16 protein-coding genes are annotated in these 22,742 nt (G+C 65.8%); 8 read left to right on the top strand and 8 right to left on the bottom strand.

Annotated features, from left to right (window positions below):
- Window positions 1–166 precede the first annotated feature (166 nt).
- Both E6K76_02420 and E6K76_02415 read left to right on the top strand, forming a co-directional pair.
- On the top strand, window positions 167–1,129 hold the full coding sequence (locus E6K76_02420; GenBank protein TMQ60201.1) for an ATP-binding cassette domain-containing protein: 963 nt from the start codon (window positions 167–169) through the stop codon (window positions 1,127–1,129).
- Window positions 1,126–4,758 (top strand): hypothetical protein, encoded by a 3,633-nt coding sequence (locus E6K76_02415; GenBank protein ID TMQ60200.1) that lies wholly within the window; start codon window positions 1,126–1,128, stop codon window positions 4,756–4,758. Before E6K76_02420 ends, E6K76_02415 begins: the two co-directional genes overlap by 4 nt.
- Before the next feature lie 12 nt (window positions 4,759–4,770).
- Here E6K76_02415 and E6K76_02410 read toward each other — a convergent pair whose 3' ends face one another.
- From E6K76_02410 to E6K76_02395, 4 genes are all read right to left on the bottom strand, one after another.
- Window positions 4,771–5,424 carry a peroxiredoxin gene (locus E6K76_02410; GenBank protein TMQ60199.1) on the bottom strand — a complete coding sequence of 218 codons (654 nt, stop codon included), beginning with the start codon at window positions 5,422–5,424 and terminating at the stop codon, window positions 4,771–4,773.
- A 92-nt stretch (window positions 5,425–5,516) separates the two neighbouring features.
- Window positions 5,517–6,857: a sigma-54-dependent Fis family transcriptional regulator gene (locus tag E6K76_02405; GenBank protein ID TMQ60198.1), complete on the bottom strand. Its 1,341-nt coding sequence runs from the start codon at window positions 6,855–6,857 to the stop codon at window positions 5,517–5,519.
- On the bottom strand, window positions 6,854–8,560 hold the full coding sequence (locus E6K76_02400) for a HAMP domain-containing protein (GenBank protein ID TMQ60197.1): 1,707 nt from the start codon (window positions 8,558–8,560) through the stop codon (window positions 6,854–6,856). The genes E6K76_02405 and E6K76_02400 overlap by 4 nt, the downstream gene beginning before the upstream one ends.
- Complete coding sequence (locus E6K76_02395; protein ID TMQ60196.1) at window positions 8,557–9,756, bottom strand: hypothetical protein; 1,200 nt, start codon at window positions 9,754–9,756, stop codon at window positions 8,557–8,559. The genes E6K76_02400 and E6K76_02395 overlap by 4 nt, the downstream gene beginning before the upstream one ends.
- Before the next feature lie 319 nt (window positions 9,757–10,075).
- Between E6K76_02395 and E6K76_02390 the strand changes: the two genes are divergently transcribed.
- Complete coding sequence (locus E6K76_02390) at window positions 10,076–10,621, top strand: hypothetical protein (GenBank protein TMQ60195.1); 546 nt, start codon at window positions 10,076–10,078, stop codon at window positions 10,619–10,621.
- 56 nt (window positions 10,622–10,677) lie between these two features.
- Here the strand turns inward: E6K76_02390 and E6K76_02385 are convergent, their stop codons facing one another.
- A complete protein-coding gene (locus tag E6K76_02385; protein ID TMQ60194.1) occupies window positions 10,678–11,118 on the bottom strand; it encodes a septal ring lytic transglycosylase RlpA family protein in 441 nt (146 codons plus the stop codon).
- 336 nt (window positions 11,119–11,454) lie between these two features.
- Between E6K76_02385 and rsgA the strand changes: the two genes are divergently transcribed.
- The 3 genes from rsgA to lysA all read left to right on the top strand — a co-directional run bounded on the left by rsgA (window position 11,455) and on the right by lysA (window position 14,629).
- Complete coding sequence (gene rsgA, locus E6K76_02380; protein TMQ60193.1) at window positions 11,455–12,537, top strand: ribosome small subunit-dependent GTPase A; 1,083 nt, start codon at window positions 11,455–11,457, stop codon at window positions 12,535–12,537.
- Between the two features lie 75 nt (window positions 12,538–12,612).
- Window positions 12,613–13,263 (top strand): hypothetical protein, encoded by a 651-nt coding sequence (locus E6K76_02375; protein ID TMQ60192.1) that lies wholly within the window; start codon window positions 12,613–12,615, stop codon window positions 13,261–13,263.
- Window positions 13,205–14,629 carry a diaminopimelate decarboxylase gene (gene lysA / locus E6K76_02370; protein TMQ60191.1) on the top strand — a complete coding sequence of 475 codons (1,425 nt, stop codon included), beginning with the start codon at window positions 13,205–13,207 and terminating at the stop codon, window positions 14,627–14,629. Before E6K76_02375 ends, lysA begins: the two co-directional genes overlap by 59 nt.
- A 56-nt stretch (window positions 14,630–14,685) precedes the next feature.
- On the opposite strand, the gene E6K76_02365 is transcribed toward lysA, so the two are convergent.
- On the bottom strand, window positions 14,686–15,162 hold the full coding sequence (locus E6K76_02365; protein ID TMQ60190.1) for a hypothetical protein: 477 nt from the start codon (window positions 15,160–15,162) through the stop codon (window positions 14,686–14,688).
- Window positions 15,163–15,346: 184 nt separating this feature from the next.
- On the opposite strand from E6K76_02365, the gene E6K76_02360 reads away from it, so the two are divergent.
- Complete coding sequence (locus tag E6K76_02360) at window positions 15,347–16,066, top strand: Crp/Fnr family transcriptional regulator (GenBank protein ID TMQ60189.1); 720 nt, start codon at window positions 15,347–15,349, stop codon at window positions 16,064–16,066.
- Between the two features lie 214 nt (window positions 16,067–16,280).
- Here E6K76_02360 and E6K76_02355 read toward each other — a convergent pair whose 3' ends face one another.
- Together E6K76_02355 and E6K76_02350 are read right to left on the bottom strand one after the other, a co-directional pair.
- Window positions 16,281–18,980: a hypothetical protein gene (locus E6K76_02355; GenBank protein TMQ60188.1), complete on the bottom strand. Its 2,700-nt coding sequence runs from the start codon at window positions 18,978–18,980 to the stop codon at window positions 16,281–16,283.
- A gap of 235 nt (window positions 18,981–19,215) precedes the next feature.
- A complete protein-coding gene (locus E6K76_02350) occupies window positions 19,216–20,487 on the bottom strand; it encodes a hypothetical protein (protein ID TMQ60187.1) in 1,272 nt (423 codons plus the stop codon).
- Between the two features lie 405 nt (window positions 20,488–20,892).
- Between E6K76_02350 and E6K76_02345 the strand changes: the two genes are divergently transcribed.
- Window positions 20,893–22,742, top strand: a 1,850-nt coding sequence (locus E6K76_02345; GenBank protein ID TMQ60186.1) for a bifunctional YncE family protein/alkaline phosphatase family protein, incomplete at its 3' end; no start/stop codon positions are given.

Raw genomic sequence — 22,742 nt, 5'->3', positions numbered from 1 at the left:
GAGTGGGTCGACCCACTACCTGCTGCTCGCGAAACCTTGCGGCGGGCGGGGGCGTACGTAATCCTGTACCCAGGCTCGCCGGGCCAGGTGGGCCCGGGGCGCCCCTTTCCCTCGGCACGCGCGGGTAGCGCCAGCGCCATTTTGTCCCGTTCTGGAGGAGGTCTCCATGCTCAGCACGCGCGGTCTCGTCAAGGTCTACCCGGGCCCGGTCACGGCGCTGAACGGCATCGACCTCGATGTCCCGGCGGGGATGTTCGGGCTCCTGGGTCCGAACGGGGCGGGGAAATCCACCTTCATGAAAATCCTCGCGGGGCTGTTGGAGCCCACTTCCGGGACGGTGACCCTGGACGGTGCGGACATCCTCGAAGACCCAAGGACTCTCTGGCCACGCCTCGGATACCTGCCCCAGGAATTCGGGTTCTACCCGCACCTGAGCGGAGAGGCGATGCTCTCGCACCTTCTGACGCTCAAGGGAGTCGACGCGCCCCAAGGGCGGAAGAGGCTCGTCGCGGACCTCCTGGACCGCGTCAATCTCTCGTTTGCCGCCAAGCGCGCTGTGAAGGGCTACTCCGGAGGCATGAGGCAGCGGCTGGGCATCGCGCAGGCGCTCGCGGGGGATCCCCGTCTCATAATCGTGGATGAACCCACCGCGGGGCTCGATCCGGAGGAGCGCCTGCGCTTCTACCACCTGCTTTCCGAGCTGGCGGTCGACCGCATCGTGCTGCTCTCGACCCACATCGTCGAGGACGTCGCCGTGCTGTGCCCGCGCTTCGCCCTCATCCGCGACGGCCGCCTCCTGGCCGTGACGTCCCCGAGCGAGGCTCGCGCCTCGATCGACGGGCACATGTTCGAGGGGACCGTCCACGTGGAGGATCTCCCGCGCCTGCGCGCCGAGCGGACGGTGACCCAGGCGCTCCTCGTGGAAGGGCGCAATCGAGCCCGCATCTACGATCCCTCCGAAGCGCCCCCCGACGGATTCATCCCCGCGCCGGTCACCTTGGAGGACGCCTATCTCGTGCTCATGCGCCTGGGGGCGCTGCCGGCGCGCGGGAATGGGAGCGCGGGGCGCCCCCCTCTCGGAGAGGGCGCGCGTTCGCTGGGGCCCGCGGCGGCGGGTGTGGCGGGATGAGCGCTCGGCGAATCGCTGCGACGTTCGGCGTCGAGTTCTGGCACTCCTTCCGCCGCCCGCTCTTCATCACCTTGGCGGCGATTCTTCTCTTGAGCGCCTTCGGATTGTCGAGCGGGAAGATGTCGATCTCCTCGGGAGACAGCTCGGTGGGGGGCACCAAGGCATGGATCACGTCCGAGTTCGCCCAGACTCAGATGATGACCTTCATCACGCTGCTCTACTACGCGTTCTTCATCGCCGCCGCGGCGGGATTGTCCCTTCTTCGCGACCGCGAAGCGAGGGTCGACGTCCTGTTGCATTCCACCCCGTTGACTCCGGGCGAGTATGTCTGGGGCCGCTTTTTGGCCGTGACCGGAGGCTTCGTCGTGCTGATGGGCTGGCAAATGGCCACGAACGCCTTCTTCAATCACGTCGTGCCGAACGCCGGCGCGCAGGAAATACGCGGTCCTTTTGCGGCGATGAACTACCTTATGCCGGTTCTGACGATCGGGCTGCCCTTTCTCATCTTCTATGCCGGCCTTTCCATGTACGTCGGCGAGAAGACGGGGAACGCGGTCCTGGTTTTCGTGCTGCCGGTCGCCACGCTCCTCGTGTGCGGGTTCTTCCTATGGACCTGGGCGCCATCCTGGCTCGACCTGCGCGTGAACAAGCTCCTTCAAGGGATCGAGCCCTCGGGGTACCGCTGGCTCAACGAGACGCATCTCAAGGTCGACCGTGGGGTGCAGTTCTATAACAAACAAGCCGTGCCATACGACGCGCTCTTTTGGCTGAACCGGGCATGGCTGATCGCGCTCGGGCTCGGCGCGGTTCTCCTGACGCAGCGATCGGTAGCCCGGTCGCTGCGCGGTGTCGTGGCATCGAAGAAGACCCTCCGGGGCCGGGCCCAATCCCAGCATGCGGCCGCCGCGACGCCGTGGGAGGGGGCGCCGCCGGGCGGCGCGTTCGCCACGCTCGGCATGAGAAGGAAGCCGCCGTCGTTCCTCGGGAGCGTAGGGGCGGTCGCGGGCGCAGAGCTTCGGGAGCTCCTGCGTCAGGCGGGGCTCTACATCTTCGTGCCGCTCATCCTGATTCAGGTACTGGGGAACTCGCTGCTCGCGGTGGGGGCGTTCGACACGCCCGTTCTCCTCACGCCCGGCACGAGCGCGGTGGCGATCGCGGGCCAGGCCACGACGCTCGTGCTCCTCCTGCTCCTCTTCTACACGGTGGAGTCGCTCGAGCGCGAGCGCTCCACGGGTCTGTCCCAGATTCTCTACGCGACGCCGCTGCGCACAGGGGCACTCCTCTTCGGAAAGGCCCTCGCGAACAGCGCGGTGGGAGCGGTCATCCTCCTCGCGTCCTTGCTCGCGAGCTTCATTGCCTTGGCGGTTCAGCACACCGTGCCGTTCTCTTTGGCGCCCTACGCCCTTGTGTGGGGGCTGCTCCTGATTCCCACCTTCCTGGCATGGACGGCGTTCGTCACGGCGGTGTATGCCGCGGTAGGGAACCGGTACGCGGCGTATTCCGTGGCCCTCGCGGCGCTCGTCTACAGCGGTTTCCGCGCGCTCACGCGCCAGATCAGCTGGGCCGGCAACTGGCCCCTCTGGGGATCCCTGCGGTGGAGCGATATCGGATTCTTCGAGACCGACCGCGTGGCCCTGATTTGGAACCGAATCATGGTCCTGGGCCTCGCCGTGCTGTTCACCGTGTTGGCCGTGCGGCTCTTCGGCCGTCGCGGCGCGGATGCCGTGCGCACCATGCACCGGATCGCGCCGCGGCAGGTTGCCTCTTCGGCGCTCCGCCTCGCGCCGTTCGCCCTGGTGCCGGTGGCTGCCTGGGTGATCCTCGTGTTCCAGGTGAGCCAAGGCGTGGAAGGGGGAGCGGCCAAGAAGGCGAGGAAGGACTACTGGGCGAAGAATCTCAAGACGTGGCTCGACGCCCCGCTGCCGGACATCGCGCGTGCGGACGTGAGGTTGAAGCTGAATCCTCCCAAACACTGGCTGGCGAGCGCGGGCACGTTCACGCTCGTGAACAGCTTGGATACGACGCTCGCCCAGATCCCGCTGACGGGGGGTCTGCACTGGAACCATCTCGCCTGGACGATGAACGGGCGGGCGTACAACCCGGAGGACCGCCAGCATCTCTATGTGTTCACGCCGCCTCGTCCGCTCGCGAAGGGGGACAAGGTTGTCATCGGGTGGAGTTGGGACGGCCGCTTACCCAATGGCGTAACCAAGAACGGCGGCAACACCGACGAGTTCGTGTTGCCTTCGGGGGTCGTGCTGACCGGCTTCACGCCCAGCTTCTTGCCGGTTCTCGGATTTATGGAGGACGTCGGGGAGACCAAGGAAAACAAGACCGAGGCGCGCCGATACCCGCGCGACTACTGGAAGGGCATCACGCGCGCGGGCTACGGCGCGACAGCATGGTTTCCCGCGCGCGTCATCGTTACAGCTCCGGCGATCTACACGCTCAACTCGGACGGGATCTGCACGAGCAATACCGTGAAGGACGGGTGGCGGACGCAGGTGTGGGAAACGGACCACCCGGTCAAGATTCTCAATGTGGTGTGCGGCAGGTGGAAGGTGAAGCAAGGGGAGGCCACGACGATCTTCTACAGTCCCGCCCACCCCTACAATCTCGAGGAGATGTCCTCGACCTTGGATGCAGCGCGCCGCTGGTATTCCGAGTGGTTCCTGCCCTACCCCTGGCGCGAGCTAAAGCTCTCGGAGTTTCCCGCGCTCGCGGGCTACGCGCAGGGCTTCGGCACGAACATTACGTTCAGCGAGAGCATCGGCTTCCTCACGAAGAATGACGCGAAGACCGACGCGACGTTCCTGGTCACCGCACACGAGGCGGCGCATCAGTGGTGGGGAAACATTCTGACCCCCGCGAACGGGCCCAACGGTGATTTCCTGAGCGAGGGCATGGCGCATTTCTCGACCCTCTTGCTCTTCGAGAAGGTGAAAGGGCCGCGAGCGCGCATGGAATTCGCGAAGGGCCTCGAGGCGCGCTATGGCGACCGCCGCCGGGTGGACGACGAGAGGCCGATGTACGACGTCGACGGAAAGAGGGAGTCGGACGAAACCGTCCTCTACGACCGCGGAGGGTGGGTGTTCTGGATGCTCTACGACTTCATGGGGCATGACCGGGCGCTCGACGGCCTCCGCCATTTCATCCGAACGTGGAGCGAAAGCCGCGATCACCCCGCCTTGCAGGATTTCGTGGCCTCGATGCGGGGGTACGCAAAGGATCCTGTCGCCTACGACGCCTTCGCGAAGGAGTGGTTCGAGGATCGGGCGATGCCCGAATACCGTGTCACGAATGCGAAGAAAGTGAAGCGTGGCGGCGGCTACGATGTGACCGCGACGGTGCAGAACGCGGGAACGGGAACCATGCCGGTGGAGGTTGCCGCGGCCGCCGGGGAGCGCTGGCCTGAACCTGGTCAGAACGCCTCGAGGCGGTCGGAGACGCGGCCCGCCTCTCCGGGACAGAGCCCATCCTACCGTGAAGCGCGCACGACCGTGAGGCTCGGCGCCGGCGAATCGAAGACGGTCACCATCCACTGCGCCTTTTCGCCGCGGAGGATCGTGGTGGATCCGGATGTGCGCGTGCTGCAGCTGAAGCGCAAGCAGGCTGCCGCGACCTTGTAGGCGCCGATCCGGTCAGACCGCGGCGCCCGCCTGTTCCTTGCTCGGCTGCGGAACGATTCTCAGATAGGGCTTCTTCGCCTTGAAGCCCGGGAACTTCTTGCGGGCCTCCTCGTCCGTGACCGTGGAAGCGATGATCACGTCCTCGCCATGCTTCCAGTCCACCGGCGTCGCGACGGAGTAATTCGCGGTGAGCTGAAGGGAATCGATCGAGCGGAGAAGCTCGTCGAAATTCCGCCCTGTGCTTGCCGGGTAGGTGAGCGTGAGCTTCACCTTGTTGTCCGGAGCCATTACGAAGACCGAGCGCACCGTCAGCGTGTCGTTCGCGTTCGGATGGATCATGTCGTAGAGGTCGGAAACCTTCCGGTCGGAGTCCGCGATGAGCGGGAAGTTGAGCTTGTGCCCGGTCACGTCCTCGATGTCCTGCATCCAGCCTTTGTGGCTCTCGAGGGGGTCGACGCTCAGGCCGATCACCTTGATGTTCCGCTTTTCGAATTCCTTCTTCAGCGCGGCCACCCGGCCCAGCTCGGTCGTGCAGACGGGGGTGAAATCTTTCGGATGGGAGAAAAGCACCGCCCAGCTATCCCCCTTCCAGCGATAGAAGTCGATCGTTCCCTCGGTTGTCTCGGCGGCAAAGTTCGGTGCGGTGTCTCCCAATCGGATCGGCATATCAACCTCCTGCGGCAAAAGAACGAATGTGGGGTGAGTCTCGAGGCGAGAAGGTATCAGACGCGGGCGGCTGAGTCCACGCTACGAATCCGCTACGGATTCCACGTCTCGGGTCGCCAGCCCAGCTTCCTCATCTTCTTGTATAGGTGGCTGCGCTCGAGCCCCAGGCGCGACGCCGCCTTCGTCATGCTGCCCCCCGCGGCGAGGAGCGCGGCTTCGATCTCCTTCCTCTCGAACTCGCGCACGGAGTCGCTCAAGCGAATCCCCCCGGACGACTCGCTCTCCACGGGCGGCAGGACGGCGTGAACCTGTTCGGGGCCGATGCTCGGTCCGCGGCTCATGATGAGCAGCCGCTCGACGATATTCCGAAGCTCGCGGACGTTTCCCGGGAATGAGTAGCGCTGGAGACGCTCGATCGCGCCGGGGCCGAACTTCCTCGGCTTCCCGCCGGTTTCTTTCGAAAGCTGCGCCGCAAAATGCTCCACAAGAATCGGGATATCCTCGGGCCGCTCCCGCAGCGGAGGCACCGTGATCGGGATGACCGCGAGCCGAAAGTAGAGATCCTCACGGAACCGGTCGGACCGGACCCGCTCGGCCAGATCGTGATTCGTGGCGGCGATCGCCCGGACGTCGACCTTGATGGCGCGATTTCCTCCGACGCGGGTGATCTCTCCCTCCTGAAGCACGCGCAGGAGCTTGGTCTGGGCCCGTGGGCTCATGTCGCCGATCTCATCGAGGAAGAGCGTTCCATGATGCGCCTCCTCGAACCTGCCTCTCCGCGACTGGGTGGCGCCGGTGAAGGCGCCCCTCTCGTGGCCGAAAAGCTCCGACTCGATCAGCTCCTCCGGGACCGCCGAGCAGTTCATCGCCACGAAGGGCATCTCCCGGCGTGGGCCGGCGGCGTGCAGCGCCCGCGCGACCAGCTCCTTCCCGGTCCCGTTCTCCCCCTGGATCAGCACGCGCGCGGAAGCGGATCCCGCGAGCTGGATCTCGTGCAGGAGCTTCTGAATCGCCTCGGAGCGGCCCACGATGGGAAACGACCAGGGTCGCGGTAGGCGGCGGTTTTCGGCCTTGAGCTCGAGCGTGTTCGTGGCGTTCCGAAGAAGAACCAGCAGGCGCTCCAGCGAGATCGGCTTCTCGAGGAAGTCGAACGCGCCGAGTCGCGTTGCCCTCACGGCGGCGTCGACCGTCGCGTGCCCCGACATCATGATGACGATGGAGTCCGGGGTGTTGGCCATGATCTCTGCGAGGAGATCCAATCCGCTGCCTTCCTCGAACCAGACATCCAGCAGCACGATGTCGTAAGCCTCGCGGAGCTTCGCTCTGCCCTCGCCGATCGACGCCGCGCAATCGACCTGATACCCCTCGCGGCCGAGGGCGCCCTCCAGGCTCGATCGGATGTTGGCCTCGTCGTCCACGATGAGAACGGTCATGCTTCGGCCCTCGGGCCCAGCGGCATCCGTATCCGGAACGTGGTTCCGCTCCCCGGACCGGAGTCGACCGCGATCGTTCCCTCATGATCGTTCACGATCCGCTGGACGATGGTCAATCCCAGCCCGCTCCCTTGGGATTTGGTCGTGAAACCCGGCACGAAGAGGTTGGCTCTCTGTTCGGCATTCAAACCGGCGCCCGTATCGGAAACCGCGATCTCGAGGACCCCGCCGTCGACACGGGCCGACACCACCACGCGGCCGTCGCTGTTCAAGGTCTCGAGTCCATTCTTGATCAGGTTGATGAGGGCCTGGCGCATCTGGCCGTGATCGCACGGGAAGGTGACCTCCGGGCCGGAACGCGGGAGCACCAGGCGGCCGGCCGCGACATCGCGGCCGTAGAGCGTCTCGAGATCCCGCATCAGGCTCGACAGGCGGCACGGTGCGAGCTCGGGCTTCGGAAGCCGGGCGAAATCGGAGAATTCCTGCAAGAGATGGCGCAGCGTTTCGACCTCGGCGGCGACGGTTTGGGCGGCCTGATCCAGGATTTCCGGGAAATCCGCCCGCTTCTGGTCGTAGCTTCGTTTCAGATCGGCAACCGAGATCGCGATGGGCGTGAGCGGGTTCGTGACCTCGTGGGCGACCTTGCGGGCCATTTGGCTCCACGCCGCCTGACGCTCGCTCGTGACGAGCTTGTCGCGATAGGCCTGCAGGTCCTTCCGCATCCGGTCGAGCGCCGCCACGAGCGTCTGCAGCTCGCGCACGCTGTGGAGCGTCAAGGGCTCCTCCCACTCTCCCTGCGCGAGCTTGTGGGAGAACGCGGCGAGCCGCTCGACGGGGCGGGAGATCTGGGAGGACCAAAAAATCCCGAGCAACGCCGCGATCCCGAGGCCCAGAAGACCCAGGATCGCCGAGGCGATTTGAAGCGACGCGATCGTCCGGTCGGCTGCGGCGGTGGAGGCCAGCCCGGTAAGGATCGCGTGGGGGGGCGCGCCCACGCTGAGCGGAACGCTCCGGCTGAGATAAGGACGTCCTCGCAGCTCGACGCGCTCGACACCATCGTGATAGGGCAGCGCTGAAGCCGGCAGGCCGGCGAGAGTCGTGGCGCCGACGCGGCTCTCCTCGTCGCGCAACGCCAATTCGACGCCCCCGGCCTTGCTGAGGCGTCGCAGAAACTCAGCGTCGAACATCAAGCCGCCTTGTACGAAGCCGGCTATGTCGTTCTGGTAGCGAATCGGCGCCCTGGCGACCATCGCGAGACCCGGCGCGCCTGGAAGGGCTTCGATGACCGGACCGTCGGAGCCCGTCCGCGCCGCCGGGATTCCCGAGGCGTCGGGGCGGCCCTCTCCTGGGGCAGCCGCCGCGACCACGCTCCCGCTCGTATCGGCAACGCTCAGGAAGTCGAGCCCGAGCAGGAATCGCCGTTCCCCCAAGTACTCGGACAGGTCCCGGGTACTGCCGGATTGAAGCAGAAACAGCCGCTTGAGGAGGGGATCCCTTCCGAGGATTTGGAGCTTCTCCGCCACATGCTGGGCGTCGGATGCCACCTGCGTCTGGATCCCCCGGAGCGCGGCGCTCAACCGTTCCGCCGCCTGGGCGCGGACCATGGTCTCGATCCGCTCGGTCAGGAGATACATGGCGATCGCCAACGGAACGATGGTGACCAGAGAGAAGGCGAGGATCAGGCGCCCGCGCAGGGAGGTCATGGCTCGCGGCGAGCCGGCCGGCAGTCGGGCACGTCGACGAACGCGTCCGCTCCGAGCGCGCCCACGTAGGCGCGGAGCTTCCGCGGGCAGACCACGGGGCAGCGGATGGCGAAGAGGAACTTCACGCGGCCCTCCGCTCCTTCCCGAATCGCGGAAGGCAGCGCGCTCCGGCGCACGTATTCGGCGCTGGCAGACGAGAGCGAATCCGGCGAATCGATGGGCGCGTCGAGGTAGGTCAACCGCGAGGTGCTCCACTCGTCCGGAACCCCCGACCTTCCTCGATTGAGGGAGAGCTCAAGCGCTTGCCAGCCCGGGCAGGATCGGTCGACCTCGAACCGCCTCGCCACGTGAGATCGCACCGTCCACACGGTCTCGGGAAATTGCGCGCGGCCGAAGGGCGGGCTCCAGGGCTGGAGATCGCCGCGAAAAACCTCCTCGTTGAGGGATGCGACCGCGCTGCTGTCGCGCGGAATCGATGTGCTTCCCGGGTCCCTGTCCGACGTTGTCAGCGCCGCGAGAACGCCTCGGGAACGGGTGCCTCGAAGGTAATCGCGCCACTGTGGATTCTCCCGCATGTGGGAGGAGAGCTCGCCGGGCCAAAAAACCGCGACGTCCAGATCGCCGCGCTCCAGGGCTATCTCCTCATCCGCGGCCTCGTCGAAGAGGCGGATCAGGAGCGTGTCGGGCCAGGGCGATTGAGCCGGGATCGCGGAATCGCGCACCAGCCGGTAGGAGCGCCCGCCCGACGGCTCCATGCGATAGGCGCCGGCCCGCAGGGGAGCGCGGATTGTCATTGGCTCGCACGTGAAGATCAGATTGGGCCGGTTGGAGGAGGGGTACCCGACCCGCAACGAGGGCAGAGGCCGGACCGGCGGGCGTTCGGCCATGATTCTCAGGTCCTGAAGCTTCTTCACCCGCTTCAGAGATCCGGATGCCAGCGTGGCGACCGCCAAGCCATCGTAGACGGCGGATACGACCGCCGTGGCCACCGTCTTTTTACGCGATAGGAACGACAGGACATAGCCCTCCTCGACCGCCAGGGAATCGGTCGCGGCGAGAACCACGCGCGACTCATGCGCCCAGATGGCCTTCGCGTTGAGGGGGATGGGCTGGGCCAAAGCGTCGGCGCTCATGACCAGAAACAGGAAAACCGACGCGACGGCCGTTCCGAATGCGGCCCCCTCCGTGTCCGTCACGCCACGCTCCCTGGAATGGTTGGATCGATAGTGAATCAAGGGCTTACCGGGTCACGGCACTGTGGGCCGCATTGGAGTCCGTGTCAAGCTTGACACATAAGTGCCTCCGCCGGGTGGACATCAAATCACGCAAGTCGTTCACATGAAGTGACTTATTCCTGAGGCACGGGGATTGATCTAGCTGGACCACGGAGCGGCGGCCGTCCAGCGAGCCGCCCGCGGTCCTGGCGCTGGGGCGCGTGCCCATCACCAGGCGATCCGTGGTAGCGCCGGCGATCCGGCCACAGATCGGACAACGGAGCCGGATGGGAGAAAGGCAATGAAGACGAAGGACCCAGGAACGAAGAGGCGCGCGATCGTGGTGGCATCCGCCGCGCTCGCATTTCTCGCTCTGGGATGCGGCGAGCACAAGGAGCAGGCCTCGGTCGCGGCCGACGCCGGGCAGACGACCGCCGGCCAGGAAACCCCGAAGATGGTCGCGGCTTCGGCCACCGGTGCGACCACGCCGGAGGCTGGGGCTTTGGCGGAGGGGGACGCGACCGCTTTGGCCGACTCGCTTCCGCCCGACGTCACCGTGTTCGCTCCGGACTCGCTGGTCGTCCCAGGAAGCGTGGTCGAGATCACGGCACAGGCATCCCCCGACGTCACCGCAATGACGCTCACGGATCGCCTGGGGCAGAAACACGGGTTCCTCTACGATGCCGGGGCAAAGGCCTGGCGCGTCTACTATCGGATCCCGATTCGGACGGATTCCGAGCAGCTGGGCCTGTCGGTCACGGCGACGAACGGCGCCAATCGGTGGAAGCGGGTGTGGGTATTTCTGAAAATTCAGGGCGCCGAGGTCAAGGAATCTGAAGGGCTATAGGGGAGGGATGGGCGACCGAGAGAGCCCTCGGGCCTTCGGCCCGGGGGCTCGCTTCTCTACCGCCCGAGGACCTCGAGGGTCACTTCCGCCGTGCCGTCAGCGAGAAATCCAAGCCTCCGCGCGGCGACGCGCGAGACGTCGATCACTCGACCGCGGGCGAAGGGGCCGCGATCCGCGATCGTGACCACCACGCTGCGGCCATTGCCGAGGTTGGTCACCCGCACGCGTGTCCCGAAGGGAAGGGTGCGGTGGGCGGCCGTGAGCTTCGTCTCGTCATAACGTTCGCCGCTCGCGGTCCTGCTCCCCTGGAAACGGGAGTGGTAGTACGAGGCTCGTCCCGTCTCGCGGTCCAGGGCGGGGGCGACCGGGCCGCGGCCAGGGGGCGCGCCGACTGTGGCGCATCCGACCGACAGGAGCAGGGACGATGTTACGATCCAGGCGACGTATCTCACGGGGGCCACGGTCCATAAGTCGGCAGCCGGATCCCCGGTCTTCATGCAAAACTGCTCCCGAACCGGCCGCATTCTCCGTTGACCAGGGGTTGCCAAGATACCTTGATTCGAGTCGGGCGCCTGCCCGGTCAAAGCATGTCCCCCGATTCAAGGAGGGTGCATATGACGACGGCCATTGAAGCCCAAGGAGCCGCTCCCGGCCGCTAGGCCGCGTCTCAGCGCCCGCCTTCCGGCCGACGGTCCCGTCGGCTTTCCCGCCAGCTAGTATCGCCGGAGCGCCTTCCGTCACCCCCCGTTGAGGTGCCGGCTCTCTCTATGCTCCTGGGCGGGCTCGCCGCATTTCCATTCATCCATGGCCCGTGAGGGCAGAGGTGGACGAACGTGCCAAGCCTGGAAGCGCTGGGGTGGAGCCCCTTTTTCGAGCAGCAGGTCCAACGGATCAACGAAATCGGTTTGATCCCTTTGAGGGTGGTTGAAGAGCAGCGAGGAAGTTATCGAGTCCTCGGCGAGGGGGGCCTCTGGTACGCCGAGGTCGTCGGGCGTCTCCGTCATGAGGCCTCGGAGGTGGCGGCCGACCTCCCGTGTGTGGGCGATTGGGTCATGGCCCGCGCCCCGAGAGGCAATGCAGGGGAGGGTACGGCCCTCATCCACTTCGTGATTGCGCGGCGCACCAAGTTCTCACGCAAACAGGCAGGGGAAAAAACGGCGGAGCAGGTGGTCGCCGCGAACATCGACACGGTTTTCCTGGTGCAGTCTCTCAACCGCGACTTGAATCCACGCCGACTCGAGCGTTACCTGACCCTGCTTTGGGAGAGCGGGGCCGAGCCGGTCGTCGTGCTGAGCAAGGCGGACCTGTGCGCCGATGTGGAGTCTCTCATGGAGGCGGTCGAGCGCGCGGCAATGGGTGCGGCCGTCCATGTGACGAGCGCATTCTCGCCGGGCGGGCTGGACGCCCTTTCGCCCTATCTCACGCCCGGGCGGACCGTCGCGCTGGTCGGCTCCTCCGGCGTGGGCAAATCCACGATGGTAAACCGGCTCGTCGGCGAGGATCTGATGGACGTGCGGGATATTCGAGCGGACGGCCGGGGGCGTCATACGACGACGGCGCGCCGCCTCGTGGTGCTTCCTTGCGGCGGCATGCTCCTCGACACGCCGGGAATGCGCACGGTTCTCATGTGGGGGGGTGAAGAAGGGGTCGCGCAAGCGTTCGAGGATATCGCGGAGCTGGCCGGGCGCTGCCGTTTCCGGGATTGCACCCACGCGTCCGAGCCGGGCTGCGCGGTTCACGCCGCGCTCGAAGACGGGTCCCTCGAAGCCGGGCGTTTCCAGAGCTATTTGAAACTCCAGCGGGAGGTCCTTCATCAGGCCGTGAAATCGGATCTCAGGCTGCGCTTGGCGGAGCAGCGTAGGTGGAGGCGGATCCACCTCGAGGCAAGGCGCCGGCCGGACAAACGCCGAATTTGACGGCTCGCCTCGGAGGACCCGGTACAAATCTTGCGCCTCCCATCCCATCCGGCGGGGGATCACCCATGATCCAAAATGCCGCAGTTCCCTGCGGCGATGTCGCCTGAGACCGTGGAGGGGCTGATGCAGAAACTACTCGTTGCTTTGACCGTCCTCGTGTTTTGCAGCATGGCGTCGCAAAATGCACTGGCGCGTACGAATCTCGGGTTGCGAAGCCTCGGCGGCAACGTCGGCCTCGTCGATCCCGAGAATGCCAGCAGCACGCTGGGCCTGGGAGTCTTCGCGAACATGGGAAATCTCTCGCCCGCGATTAGGCTGGCCCCGCATCTGGGCTACTGGTCGAAATCGGAGGACTTTGGCGGAGCCGAGGCTTCGGTTCACGATTTCTCGCTCGGCACTCGGTGCGAGTACATGTTCCACGTGTCCTCGCCTAAATTCCAACCCTACATGGGGGCAGGGCTCGGCCTCCACTTCCTCGGCGCCAAGGCGTCGGTCCCAGGGTTTCCGACCATCAAGGATTCTTCGACGAAGCTCGGTCTGGACATGGGGGGTGGGTTCATCACACCCCTGAGCCCGAAGACCGACTTGGTGGTCGATGCGTGGTATGGAATCGTTCAGGACATGAACCAGTTCACGATGAAGGTCGGTGTGTCCTTCGATCTTCCCAATGGGTCGGAGAGCCGGGCTCCAAGCCGGCCGTCGGCCCGGCACCGCCCGCGGCGCTGATTCGGAAAGAGTGAGGGGAGGCTCGTCACGAGCCTCCCCATTTTTTTTTGCCCTCTACGCTCTCCGCGAATCGGTACTCTTCGGTCCCATGCTGGACCTCGCACGTTATCCGCTCGACCGCCTGGCCTCTCGAGTCGGCACGCCCTTCTACCTCTACGACGGCGACGAGCTGCGCAGCTCCGTGACCCGGTTCGCGGAGATCGTGGGCCGGCCAGGCCTGGCGGGACGCTATGCCATGAAGGCCAATTCGTGCCGGAAGATCCTCGACGTCGTGCTGGAGGCGGGCCTCTGGATCGATGCCGTGAGCGGGAACGAAGTATTGCGCGCGAGACGCGCCGGCTTTCCGGGAGGATCGGAGCCACCCGTGATCCTCCTCACGACTGACGTCTTTCGCGATAACGCGCTCGAGACGGTCCTCGAGCATCGGGTCATGCCCAATGTGGGATCCCCGGGAATGATCGGCGAGCTGCGCGCGGGGGGGTACCGCGGGCCCATCGCGGTGCGGGTGAACCCCGGTTTTGGCCAGGGGCATGTGGAATCGTGCGACACCGGCGGGCCCTCCTCGAAACATGGGGTATGGCCCGATCGATTGGCCGATGTGCGGAGACTCGCGGCCGAGGCGCGGCTCCCGATCACGACGTTGCACGTCCACGTTGGGACCGGGCCCGAGCTGCGGGAGTTCGACACGAACGTGGGGAGGCTGGTCGAGTTCTTGAAGGGGTTGCTCCCCGACTTTCCCGATACCGAGTCGGTAAACCTCGGCGGGGGGATTCCCCACCCGTATCATCCAGATGGCTCCTCCTACGATCTGGCTTCGCTCCGCGCCCTCCTCGACGAGGCCGGCGGAATTTTCTCCGACACCGCGGGTCGGGCGATCCGGGTGGAGGTGGAGCCGGGACGTTGCTTGGTCGCGGGCGGCGCCGTGCTCGTAGCCCGGGTCAGGGATGTGAAGGAGACGCGGGCCAACGCCAGGGGACAGGGGCATACCTTCGTGATGGTGGACGCCGGCTTTTGCGACCTCCTCCGGCCCGCTCTCTACGGCTCCTATCACCACATCCAGGTCTGGGGGCCGGGCGCGGAGGCTCCCGATGAGCCGTGCATCGTGGCCGGGCCCCTGTGTGAGAGCGGCGACATCTTCACCCGAGGGGACCGGGAGCTGGTCCGGCCACGGCTCATGCCCCGGCCCGGACCGGGCGCCCTGCTCGTCCTGCAGGACGCGGGCGCCTATGGCTCCGCGATGAGCTCGAACTACCTCTCCATCGGAAGGGCCGCCGAGGTTTGGTGGGAGACGGGGCGCGGCACACTCATCGCGCGGCGAGAGACCGTCGAGGATATCGTCTCGGTGGAGTGCGATGTTCCTCTCTGAGGCGCTTCCGTGCTAGTCCCCCCGCGTCGCACCCCTTAGAAAGACAGAAGGCCGGTCTAGCGGAACGTGACCCCGAACAGAAACTTCCAATCCGGCATCTCGTCGGTGAGGCCCACCTTCGCCTCGATGAACATCGGCCGGCGTGCTCTTCGGCCGAAGAAAATGCCCCCGAGGATGTTGACGCCCAGCTGCGTGTCGCTTCCGCCGAAATCGGAGTCCACGAAGTAGAGCGAGAGGCCGCCGCCGGCGTAGGGGCGGACCTCACTGCGCACCTTGAATCGGTACTGCAGGTCGCCATTGAAGGAGAGGGTGAACAGGTCGTCTCCGAACCCTGCTTCCGCGCTCGGCACGACGTAGAGGCGGTCCGCGATGCGAGGGAATTCGAGGTGGCCGCCGAAGAGGACCTGATCGGGATCGACGCTGAGCCCGCCGCGCACTCCGGCGGAAACATCCGCTCGAGCGGCTGAAGCCGAGGCGAAGAGGAGCAAGATTGTAGCCGCGAAGACGAGGCCGGCACCGCTGTGAATCCGCATCGCTCACCTCCTTGATCCAGGGCGAACCGAACGAAGGGCGCGCAAGAGCCTACCCTATCCTCCGCGTAACCGCTGCCAGAATCGGGGGGTGCCCGCCCGCGCTCGAAGGACCGTTGTCGCGCGGACAGGCCTGTGCGATGGTACTCGCCTCGGGGATCGGAAGGCCCCGGCTCGGGAGGACCTCATGGCTGGTACCGTCGCGAGCGGTCGAGTCTCCGCCGACGACAAGCGCGAAGCTCTGGATCGAATCCCTTTCTTCACCCACGCCCCGCTCGACCTACAACGCGCGCTCACGGAGGCGGCAACGGTCGTTCGTCTCGAGGCGGGCGCCTACTTCCTTCGAGAGGGTGATTCGTGCGCCCACTTCGCGATCATCGTCAGCGGCAAGATGCGGGTCTTCAAGCTGGCGGAGAGCGGTCAGGAGATCACGCTCTACCACGTCGGGGCCGGTGAGGTGTGCCCCCTGAACGTGTCGTGCATCCTCTCGGACAGTCGGGTCCCGGCCATGGCCAGGGTCGAGGAGGACGTCCAAGCGATTGTCGTTCCGGCCGCCGCGTTCCGCCTCTGGATGGCGGAACACGAGTCGCTTCGAACGTTCGTCTTCGAGATGTTCTCGAGGCGCCTCAGCGAGGTGATGTCGCTGGTAGAGGAGGTGGCCTTCCGCCGGATGGATCAGAGGCTCGCGAGCCGCCTGGAGGAGCTCCTCCTCGAGGCAGACGGCACCCATGGCAGCATCGAAATCACGCACGCCGTGATCGCGGCCGACCTCGGCACGGCGCGGGAAGTGGTCAGCAGGCTGCTCAAGGAGTTCGAGCGGCTCGGGGCGATCAGCCTCTCGCGCGGCAGGATCAGACTGCGGCACCCCGCGCTGCTTCATAAGATCGCATCACGCGAGGCGGAATAGAAGCACCGGCGGCACCGCGACGATCCGTGGCGAGCAGCCTCAACCCTCGAAGGTAAGCATGGTCATAGTAGCGAGAGGGCCCGGCTGCAAAACGGAGAGCGCCGCGCACCGCCGGCACTTCCATAATGCCTCGAAGGGCGCCGGCCGTCCGTGACTCCGGTCACCGAGCCCGTTGTTTTCTTGAGAGGCTTGGTGACCCAGGACGGGGAACCGCCTACCGGATGACCACGAATCTTCCGACCTCGTGCCCGAGCTCGGTGTCCACGGAGAAAAGGTAGATCCCGGTCACGATCTTCTGCCCATTCCGCGAGATCATGTTCCAGGGGACCGAGCCCTGGCCCGACGTTACGGGGTCCTTCCCGTACTGAAGATCCCCGGGCGGCCTCCCGTCGAAGGGGATATCCCTCACGAGATCGCCCGCCACGGTGAAAATATGGATGGTCCCCCTGGTGCGGGGCAGGTTCATGAATGTGACCTTCGTTCCCGATGGATCGTCTCCCTGGGGCACGAGATCCCACTCTGCTCCTCCCTTGTAGGGGTTGGGCACGACGAACACATGCTTCTGGTCGTTCCGCGAATCCCCCCGCGGATACACGACCTGCGCGTTCGACGCGCTCGGGTTCCCCTGCAAGGTCACGTCCGAGCCTGCCGAGTCGCCCGGCACCAGCGAAAGCGGAATGATCGCATAGAAGTACGGGAAGCCGTTCAGCACGTGCGCGTCCACGTAGCTGTACCGCCCCACCGCGAACAGCGTATCGATTTCCGTGTAGGTCGTATCGTTGCGAACCAGGCGCCGGTTCGGGTCCCAATGGACCTCGACGGGATTGCTGGTGATGATGGGAACGGATGGGTCAATCAGCTCCGACAAGGACCTCGCGGAGGTACCCCCGGGCCTCGGCCGCCATTCGCCCAGGAGGGACCACAGGTCCCGGGAAGGCGCGTTCGTCCCCAGAGGACGCGTCCACCCGGCCGCGCGATAGATCCGGTAGCCGACGAACGTCTTGAGGTTCCCGTGCTGGACGTCGCGCACCTGCTCGGCGAAGTTGTTCCACTTGAGGGTGACTTTCCGGTCCCCGGGGAAAAACCAGGCGGAGGTGCGAGTGCTCGAGTAGTTGCGCAGGTAGTCCGCGACCTCGCCCTGCCCGTTCTCTCCGCCGTAAAAGGGCAAGGGCAAGGGTGCCGCGGCGACCCAGTTCACCAGATGCTCCCGACCGCCTTGGCCCGTGCTCGCGTCGCAGTCGAAGTCCACGTACGTACAGGTGGGCGCGACGATCACCGTGGCGAGCGTGTCCTCGCTCGCGCAGTGCGCCCCGCCGTTCGGGATCGTTCCCCCGAGGCGGTCCTGGCACACGTATTTCCCGTCCTGCTGGTTCTCGCACGGCGTGTTCGGATCCCACGGTGTCACATCTGCGAACTGGGGCACGGTGTGTACGTCGGTGTGAAACCGCAGGCGGCATAGCGAGGACTCGGGGATCTGGTAGACGAAGCGCCCCCCGACTTGTGTGTTGAGGAGGCATGTCTCCTTCCCACAGGTCCCCGTGAGGGCGTTGCCATCCAGGTCGGTGTACAGCCCGTCGAAGACCTGCTGGGCCCGGATCGCGTTGTCGATCAAGGTTCCGCCGGCCTGGCTCGGCCCTCGCCCCAGTCCCATCACCCAGGCCACGGAAATCGTCAAGGATGAGTCGGGAAGAATGGACCGGAACGGCCCGGTCGTCATGGTGAATCGATAGTCGAGCGGTCTCGACGAGGTGATCTGCCCCACGACATCGGGGTTCAGCATCGGATCGGACATGAGAATGTAACGCTGGGAATCGTTCCTGGGATCCCCTCCGGACGCAAACGACGCGTCTCCCGAAAAGAACTTGAACGAGGTGATGCCCACTCTTCGGGGAGCCGACGCCCCGCTCGGGTCGGTCGTGTGATTCAGGAACATGCACCCGATGTATCCGGGTGCGTCGCCCCCTTTGTTGTCCTGCGTCCGAGCCGGATCGTCCGGATTGTCCCACATGTACCCCATCTGGATCCTTCGCTTCACGATATCGCCGGCGGATCCCACGTAGATTACCGTCGAATCAAAGAGCCCGGCCTCGTCGTCCAGGTAGTAGCAGTCGGGACACGCGGCACGGCTTCCAATGTCCATATCGGCGAAGATCCCGACGAAGACGTTCCGCAATGTGGAGCCGCTGCGGTTGATGATCTTGTAGTCCATGCCGACGAAATCGTTCTGCCCGGGAGTTGCCCACGCGTAGGAGGTCTGCTGGATCTTGAGCCCGAGTGGAACGTGCTCGGGGCTCCCGGCCCGGATGTTCTCGAGGTCGTCGAAGTACTCGCAGGCCAGCATCTGCTGGCCGATGGCCGAATAATCCTCGTCGCACCGCCCGTCCCCGTCATCGTCCTCCCCGTTCGGAAAGTCCTCGTCGATCAGCCCGTCTCCGTCATCGTCGGCGTTCACGCTGGCCGAGATGATCCGGTTTCCGCCGGGCGCCCCCTCGTAGGATTCCCGCACGTCGGCGACCTTGTCGGGTGGAAGGGATACGCATGGATTCCTTGGCTGAAACGTCGGGGACATCTCGAAGTCAAACCGGGTGCGCCCGATGCTGGTGGTGACGTGCGGAATTCCGCTCGCGTCGAGCGCCCCGACCCACAGGCCGGCGGCGTACATGTAGTCATTTCCCGAGCCAGGAGGCCACTCGGCCCCCGGCACGTTCGAGAAGGCCCCGTAGAAGGGCGCGCCCGTAACCCCGTAATTGCTGATCTGCAGCAGCAGCTGGCCGACGTTGTGGACGAATTTGCCGTCGTTGCGAATCAGGAGGTGCTGGTCCGGACGGCCGGGTGCCGCCGGGTCGGGCGACTGGAATGCGCAGACGGAAGCCCAGAGTGCGAGGATGCCCAGGAGCGAGAGCCCGGATCTCATTCCACCAATCCCCCTGATACCTTCCCGGCTCGATCGAATGCGGAAGAAAAGAACCTCCAACCGGTCTGGGGCGCCCGGTTGGGACATCCATCACGTCACATGGGATTCGTCGCCGGCTGTTGGGGAATGGTTGGAGCGGCAGGGGGGAGACGTGTTTCCAATCTGCGGCGAACGGGCGCGGCTGTCAAGGGGATTTCGGAGCCCGGGGCGTCGCGTTCTTAGAAAGGAGGGGGCCTCACTCCTTCCCGATCAGTCTGTTCGCGATGCCGCGCCCGAGCTGCACCACCGGCGCAAACTGCCGCGACTCCCTCATGAACTGCGCGGTCCAGGCATTCCCGCTCAGATACTTGCTGTCGCCGCGGAGCCATTCCCGCCACGCGATGGGACATCCCACCCGGGTCAGCGGGATCTCGTCCGCGACGAAGCCTTCCGTATCGCCGTTTCGCACAAGGAGGCGGCGCCCCACCCAGATGCGCCGTTCGTCGGGCTCGGATGGGGCGACCCCATACCAGGCGAGCGTGCCGAAGTACCGCATGCGCTCCACGCCCCGGGGCGGGGTCGACCTGTACGCCCAGTGCCCGCGGCGGTCGAGCAGGTTCGCCCAATTCTCGATCGCGGCAAAGTCGATGCTCGCGAGATCGCATGTGTCCTGGGTCGCACAATGGACCGCCTGCGCGAAGGCGCGCATCGTGCGTGATTCGTAGGGACATCCGGCCGAGTCCAGACGGGCGGTCTCATGGGGGATAAAGTCATTGCTGTCGGCGAGGGCGAGCCGGAAGAAGTTGGTGTAGATGCGCTGTGTTCCGCGAACCGAGGCGAATCGTCCGGCGTCGCTCTCCTGGTCCATGACGACCGGCTCGAGGAGAACCCGCCGCCAGGCCTCCCGCGCGATCACGCGGCCGATGCCCGGAACGGCGAGTACGCGCTCCTGCACCTTCGGGTTGGACAACGAGGTGCTCCATGTGCCCATGCGGTAGCCCATCGAGTACCCCGAGAGCGTTCCGAGCACGACAGCCGCCGCCGAAAGCGGTTTCACGAAGTTGAGGGTCGTCTGGTAGAGCTCGTCGAACTGCCCGGGGAGGAGAGCGTGGTCGGAAGAATCGGGAAGCTCGAGCCAGAAGCCGCGGTTCACGTGACCGCGCACTTTGATGGGAGGGTAGCGCGTGATGCTGATCGAGCGCCGATAGTCATGCCCGCGCATCGGCGCCTCGAATCGCCGCGCATCGATGTCGTACTGCCGGAATACTCGGCCGCGGGTCGAGAGCTCGACCACAAAGTGGGCGGTCGAGTCGGATGGCGTCTCGCGGTACGAAACCACGCTCAGATTCTCGAACAGCTCCTCGAAGGGCACGGCTTTGGGGTCGGGGTGCACCTGCTTCCCCACGACGAAGCCCAAAGCGCAAAGCCCCAGCAAGAGCGTCATGAGCTGGCTCTTGAGAAGGAACTTGGAAACGCGCAGGAGAAACTGGACAACTTGCGTCTTGCGCAGCAGTCGGCGCTTCTTCACGAAATGCGCTCCATGGCTCTGGCTTTGGCGATAAGGGAACCGGCGCCCGGACCAGCCCGGGCAGCGCGAGTGCCAAGTAGTTATCGGCGTGGAGGGGGCGCTTCTTCAGCCGCGGCGAGGGTGGTCTAAGCGAAGACCGCCCAACGGGCTGGCGGATCGGCCCCCGGTATCGCGCCGGGCACGACCGTGCTAGGATACCAGTCTCTTTCCGGTTCGCGAGTCTACACACACCATTACGTGAGGTTGGCTCTGAGAGCAACATCCAGGATCCTAACTTCCGTCGCCCGCGTGCCGGTCCTTGCGGTTATCGCGATCGCCTCGTGCTCGCGCCTGGCCGTCGAACCGATTCGGCTTCCAACCGGCGTCGTCTTGGACCCGGCTGGCTCCTCGATCGAACTCGGGTCGATGCCGCTCGCGATGGCTTTCAGTCCTGATTCCGCCCGGGTGGTCGCGCTCTTGAGTGGACACCGCGAGCAGAGCCTCCAGGTCGTTGATCCGACGAGTCGGAGGGTCACTCAGACCCTTGTCCAGCCCGCGGCCTTTCTCGGTCTCGCATTCTCCCGCGACGGGCGGACGCTCTATGCGTCCGGAGGCAGCCAGGACGTGGTTTATCGGTACACCTGGGAGGGGGATTCGGCCGCGCTCTCGGACAGCATCCGGCTCGATCCCAAGGGCTCCGTCGGCCTCGGGATCCGCTACCCATCGGGCATGGCGATTTCGCCGGATGGGCGGTGGCTCTACGTCGCCGAGAACCTCGCGGACTCGCTCGCCGTCGTCGACCTGAGCGCCGGTCGTGTCGTCCAGCGCCTGGCGACCGGCCGATATCCGTACGGGGTCGTGGCGGGTCCGGACGGCCGCGTGTACGTTTCGGCGTGGGGAGGCTCCTGGCTCGCGACGTTCGCGCCGCACACCGCCGGGCTCGAGGCGGGCCCGCGCGTGCCGGTCGGCCGGCATCCGTCGGCTCTGGTGCTCAACACGCGGGGGACTCGTCTTTTCGTCGCACGCGCGAGCTTCGACCGGATTGCTGTCGTTGACACCCGTCGCGGGGCGGTAATCGGAGAGCTGAACGACGGGGCGGCAAAGGGTCCTCCCGAGGGTGCCACGCCCAATGGGCTCGCGCTCTCACGGGACAACCGCCGCCTCTACGTGGCCGAGGCGGACAACAACGCGACGGCGGTGTTCGAGCTGAGCGCCGCGACAGCGGACGCACCGGGGACGGAGGGCCGGGACGCCCTTCTCGGGCGCGTTCCGGTCGAGTGGTATCCGACCGCGGTGCTGGCGGACGGCAACACGTTGCTGGTGTTGAACGGCAAGGGTCGCGGAACCGGCCCGAATCCGAGGCGGCGTCAGCCGGGGAAGAAGGCCGAACCCGACGAGCGCTCCTACACGCTGGGCCAGACTTCGGGATCGCTCACGACGGTGTCCCTTCCCACAGGGCGCGGCCTCGACGCGCTGTCCCGCCGCGTCGCGCGCGCCGAGGGCTGGGACAGGACGCGGGCACGGCCGACGTACCCTCCGTTCACGCACGTGATCTATGTCATCAAAGAGAATCGCACCTACGATCAGATGTTCGGGGACATGAGCGCGGGCGACGGCGACACATCGCTCGTCTATTTCCCGCGCGACGTGAGCCCCAATCATCACGCGCTCGCCGAGCGTTTCGGCCTGTTCGACCGCTTCTTCGTAAACGCCGAAGTCAGTGCGGACGGCCACGACTGGTCGACGGCCGCCTACGCGCCGGACTACGTTGAGAAGACCGTTCCGAGCCTCTACTCCGACCGCGGAAGAACCTACGATTACGAGGGGGAGAATCGCGACACGATTCCCGACGACGACGTGAATGAGCCGGGCACCGGATACCTATGGGACTCTGCGGCCCGAGCCGGGGTCACGATACGCAATTACGGCGAGTTCGCGATCCGGGATCGCTCCGGACGTTGGACCGCCACGAAGGCGCCTCTCGCTGCGAACACCTCGCCCGACTTTCCGGGTTGGGACCTCGAGACGACGGACCAAAAGCGGGTCGACGCATGGCTAGGGGAATTCCGCCGTTTCGTGGCTGCCGACACGATGCCGGCACTGACCTTCCTGCGACTGCCGAACGACCATACGGCGGGTGCCAAGGCGGGCGCGCCGACGCCGCGCGCGTACGTCGCGGACAACGACCTGGCCCTGGGACGCGTTATCGACGCGCTCTCCCATTCACCATTCTGGAATAATACGGTCGTGTTCGTGCTCGAGGACGACGCGCAGGA

The organism is Candidatus Eisenbacteria bacterium (assembly GCA_005893275.1).
GTDB lineage: Bacteria > Eisenbacteria > RBG-16-71-46 > SZUA-252 > SZUA-252 > WS-7.
Note: the sequence above shows the minus strand (reverse complement) of the source record. Positions and strands in the feature narration are given on the sequence as shown.

What these genes read in the sequence shown, in the direction of transcription:
- E6K76_02420 (TMQ60201.1), top strand. Translation starts at nt 167, where the DNA reads ATGCTCAGCACGCGCGGTCTCGTCAAGGTCTACCCGGGCCCGGTCACG.
- E6K76_02415 (TMQ60200.1), top strand. Translation starts at nt 1,126, where the DNA reads ATGAGCGCTCGGCGAATCGCTGCGACGTTCGGCGTCGAGTTCTGGCAC.
- E6K76_02410 (TMQ60199.1), bottom strand. Translation starts at nt 5,424, where the DNA reads ATGCCGATCCGATTGGGAGACACCGCACCGAACTTTGCCGCCGAGACA.
- E6K76_02405 (TMQ60198.1), bottom strand. Translation starts at nt 6,857, where the DNA reads ATGACCGTTCTCATCGTGGACGACGAGGCCAACATCCGATCGAGCCTG.
- E6K76_02400 (TMQ60197.1), bottom strand. Translation starts at nt 8,560, where the DNA reads ATGACCTCCCTGCGCGGGCGCCTGATCCTCGCCTTCTCTCTGGTCACC.
- E6K76_02390 (TMQ60195.1), top strand. Translation starts at nt 10,076, where the DNA reads ATGAAGACGAAGGACCCAGGAACGAAGAGGCGCGCGATCGTGGTGGCA.
- E6K76_02385 (TMQ60194.1), bottom strand. Translation starts at nt 11,118, where the DNA reads ATGAAGACCGGGGATCCGGCTGCCGACTTATGGACCGTGGCCCCCGTG.
- E6K76_02375 (TMQ60192.1), top strand. Translation starts at nt 12,613, where the DNA reads ATGCCGCAGTTCCCTGCGGCGATGTCGCCTGAGACCGTGGAGGGGCTG.
- lysA (TMQ60191.1), top strand. Translation starts at nt 13,205, where the DNA reads ATGGGTCGGAGAGCCGGGCTCCAAGCCGGCCGTCGGCCCGGCACCGCC.
- E6K76_02365 (TMQ60190.1), bottom strand. Translation starts at nt 15,162, where the DNA reads ATGCGGATTCACAGCGGTGCCGGCCTCGTCTTCGCGGCTACAATCTTG.
- E6K76_02360 (TMQ60189.1), top strand. Translation starts at nt 15,347, where the DNA reads ATGGCTGGTACCGTCGCGAGCGGTCGAGTCTCCGCCGACGACAAGCGC.
- E6K76_02355 (TMQ60188.1), bottom strand. Translation starts at nt 18,980, where the DNA reads ATGAGATCCGGGCTCTCGCTCCTGGGCATCCTCGCACTCTGGGCTTCC.